This window comes from Neisseria sp. P0022.S010, assembly GCF_051956635.1.
Genome location: NZ_JBQCXF010000290.1, coordinates 1 through 3656, shown reverse-complemented (window position 1 = coordinate 3656; position 3656 = coordinate 1). Strand labels below are relative to the sequence as shown.

The 3656-nt window shown below is 50.8% G+C and carries 3 protein-coding genes; 2 read left to right on the top strand and 1 reads right to left on the bottom strand.

The annotated features are described in order from the left end of the window. The coding region (locus tag ACTHUT_RS15545; protein WP_440418996.1) for a Na+/H+ antiporter NhaC family protein at positions 1–1501 on the top strand (1501 nt) is incomplete at its 5' end. 97 nt (positions 1502–1598) lie between these two features. Then, entirely contained in the window at positions 1599–2684 is a 1086-nt protein-coding gene (gene nagZ / locus ACTHUT_RS15540) for a beta-N-acetylhexosaminidase (RefSeq protein ID WP_250599773.1), read from the top strand. 77 nt (positions 2685–2761) lie between these two features. On the opposite strand, the gene ACTHUT_RS15535 is transcribed toward nagZ, so the two are convergent. Further along, on the bottom strand, positions 2762–3508 hold the full coding sequence (locus ACTHUT_RS15535) for an amino acid ABC transporter permease (protein ID WP_003684370.1): 747 nt from the start codon (positions 3506–3508) through the stop codon (positions 2762–2764). Positions 3509–3656: the final 148 nt, after the last annotated feature.

Here is a 3656-nt window from a genome sequence, read left to right as displayed (position 1 = left end):
AAATTCTATTTTATCTATCGTCCCGGCAGCCCTTGCGCTCGCCCTGGCCATTGCCACACGCCGTGTGTTGCTGTCCCTGGGTGTCGGCATTATCGTCGGCTCATTCCTGCTGGTAGGCGGTAATCCACTCGATGCCTTGGTTCACTTAAAAGACATGGCAATCAGCCTGACTTGGGCTGACGGCGATTGGTCCTTGGGCAAACCCAAAATCCTGCTCTTTTTGGTGCTTTTGGGGATTTTCACTTCCCTGCTGACGCATTCCGGCAGCAACCAAGCATTTGCCGATTGGGCAAAACAGCACATCAAAGGCCGTCGCGGTGCGAAGCTGCTGACCGCCTGTCTGGTATTCGTTACCTTTATTGACGACTATTTCCACAGCCTTGCCGTCGGTGCGATTGCCCGCCCTGTAACCGACAAATTCAAAGTTTCCCGCGCCAAACTGGCTTATATCCTTGACTCCACTGCCGCACCAATGTGCGTTTTGATGCCGGTATCCAGCTGGGGCGCATCGATTATCGCTACTTTGGCCGGCCTTTTGGTGACTTACAACATCACAGACTACACACCAATGGGCGCATTCGTGGCCATGAGCCTGATGAATTACTACGCCGTCTTCGCATTGATTATGGTGTTTGTCGTGGCCTGGTTCTCCTTCGACATCGGCTCTATGGCCCGTTTGGAACGCGCCGCTTTGAACGAAATTCATGATGAAACCGTTGAAACAGGCCATCCCAACGGCCGTGTATTTGCACTGATTGTGCCGGTTTTGGTACTGATTGTCGCTACTGTTTCCGCCATGATTTACACTGGTGCGCAAGCTTCTGAGACCTTCTCTTTGCTCAGCGCATTTGAAAATACCGATGTGAACACTTCCCTGGTGTTCGGCGGTACTTGCGGCGTATTGGCCGTCATCCTCTGCACCATCGGCACCATCAAAACCAGCGATTACCCTAAAGCCATTTGGCAAGGCATCATCTCTATGCGCGGTGCCATTACCATCTTGATTTTGGCATGGATTATCAGCACCGTTGTCAGCGAGATGCACACCGGCGAATACCTCTCCACTTTGGTGGCAGGCAATATCCACGCAGGCTTCCTGCCCGTGATTTTGTTTATGCTCGCAGGCGTGATGGCCTTCGCTACCGGCACAAGCTGGGGCACATTCGGCATCATGTTGCCGATTGCCGCCGCCATGGCCGTCAAAGTCGAACCTTCGCTGATTATCCCTTGCATGTCTGCCGTAATGGCCGGTGCCGTATTTGGCGACCACTGCTCGCCGATTTCCGACACCACCATCCTCTCTTCTACCGGCGCACACTGTAACCACATCGATCACGTTACCTCGCAATTCCCTTACGCGCTGACCGTAGCCGCGTCTGCCGCCTCAGGCTACCTCGCACTGGGCATGACCGGCTCTGCACCTTTAGGTTTTGTGGTAACCGGCATCGTGATGGTTATATTGATTTTTATCTTGAAAGACAAGAAAAAAGCAACTGCCTAATTCAAAACCAATATTCAGACGGCCTGAGATATTCCTACACTCTCAGGCCGTCTGAACATAACGATTATCCAATATATACATTATTCAGGACAAAACAATGAATACGCCTCATCTTCCACGCGGCCCAGTCATGGCCGATGTTGCCGCCTATCATCTGACCGAAGAAGAAAAACAACGCCTGCTCGACCCTGCCGTCGGTGGCGTTATTTTGTTCCGCCGCAACTTTGAAAACGTTTCCCAGCTCAAAGCTTTGGTTCAAGAAATCAAAGCCGTCCGTACACCTGAACTCATCATTGCCGTCGACCACGAAGGCGGACGGGTTCAACGTTTTATTGACGGTTTCACCCGCCTACCGGCCATGAACGTATTGGGCGAAATTTGGGACAACGAAGGCAGAGAAGCCGCCTGCGCCCAAGCAGAACAAGTCGGCTGGGTTTTAGCAACCGAACTCTCCGCCTGCGGTATCGACCTATCCTTCACGCCTGTTTTGGATTTGGACTGGGGGCAATGCGCCGTCATCGGCAACCGCAGTTTCCACCGCGACGCCAACATCGTTACCCAGCTTGCCCTTGCCCTGCAAAAAGGACTGAACAAAGGCGGCATGAAATCTTGCGGCAAACACTTCCCCAGCCACGGCTTTGTCGAAGGCGACAGCCATCACGTCCTGCCTTGTGATGAACGCAGCCGCGAAGAGCTGGAAGCTGCCGACCTTATCCCCTTCCGCGCATTGAGCCAAGCAGGTATGGCCGCAGTCATGCCTGCCCACGTCGTCTATCCTCAAATAGACAGCCAACCTGCAGGCTTCTCCGAAAAATGGCTGAAGCAAATCCTGCGCCAAGAAATCGGATTTAACGGCGTTATCTTTTCAGACGACCTGACCATGGAAGGTGCATGCGGTGTCGGCGGTATTAAAGAACGCGCCCGCCTTTCTTTTGAAGCAGGCTGCGATATTGTACTGGTGTGCAACCGCCCTGACTTGGTCAATGAATTGCGAGACGGTTTCCACGCACCGGCAAACGCCGATTTGGCAGCACGTTGGCAATACATGGCCAACACATTGACCGTACAAGAAGCTACCAACATCATGGCAACCGAAGAATTCCAAGCCGCCCAACAGGCTACTGCCAAACTGGCAACGCCCAAAGACATCGCAGGCGGTGTCAAAGTCGGCGAAGCATTCTGATTTCAGGCCGTCTGAAACATTGACGGCAAATAAAAAAGGAAGACTTGAAAAAGTCTTCCTTTTTTGATTCAAACCGATTAGCGGTGTTGCGGATTGTAACGGCTTTCCAATCGCAGGAATACCCAACCCAAAAAGCTTGTCAGCACCAAATAAATCAGCGCGATTGTATAAAGCGGCTCTTCATAGACAGAATAACGACCGGTAATCGTGCTTTGTACATAAGCCAACTCTGCCACGCCGATAACAGAAAGCAATGAGCTGTCTTTCAATAACGTAATAAACTCACTGGCCAATGGCGGCAACATACGGCGTAAAGCTTGCGGCAAAATCACATAACGCATCGCCTGAGTATAGGTCAGACCCAAAGAACGCGCAGCTTCCATTTGGCCTTTATCAATCGACTGGATACCGGCACGGAAAATCTCACAAATATATGCACCCGAGTTCGCAATCAAAGCCAAAGAACCGGCAATCAACGCACCATAAGAACGGCGCAAATCAATGGCTGCTTCGCCGCTAATCAATACACCGTCGGCCGGATGAACGAAAAATGGGAACCAAACATAAGCCCAAATCACAATTTGTACAAACAATGGCGTACCGCGAAACAGCGTAACATACCAAAAAGAAATCTTACGCAACACCCAAGCCAAGGCACGCATCGGCACACCGGCTTTTTCCGGATTAATCAAACGCGCCAATGCCAGCAGCAAACCCAAAATCGAGCCGCCTGCCGTTGCAACCACCGTCAGCCCCAGCGTTGTCAACACGCCGTATAAAAACATCCAGCGGTATTCATAAATAATGTCAAAACGAAAATCCATAACCCTTCCGTCGGTCAAAATCGGGAACTAATCCGAATATTTTTTAAAATGAAGCTTGATATTTTACAAGAAAATACATTGCTTGAACGGTTTTTTGTTAAATTATTCCGCCCAACCCTGCTTTTTTTACATTTCCAATGAATTACAG

What these genes read in the sequence shown, in the direction of transcription:
- nagZ (WP_250599773.1), top strand. Translation starts at nt 1,599, where the DNA reads ATGAATACGCCTCATCTTCCACGCGGCCCAGTCATGGCCGATGTTGCC.
- ACTHUT_RS15535 (WP_003684370.1), bottom strand. Translation starts at nt 3,508, where the DNA reads ATGGATTTTCGTTTTGACATTATTTATGAATACCGCTGGATGTTTTTA.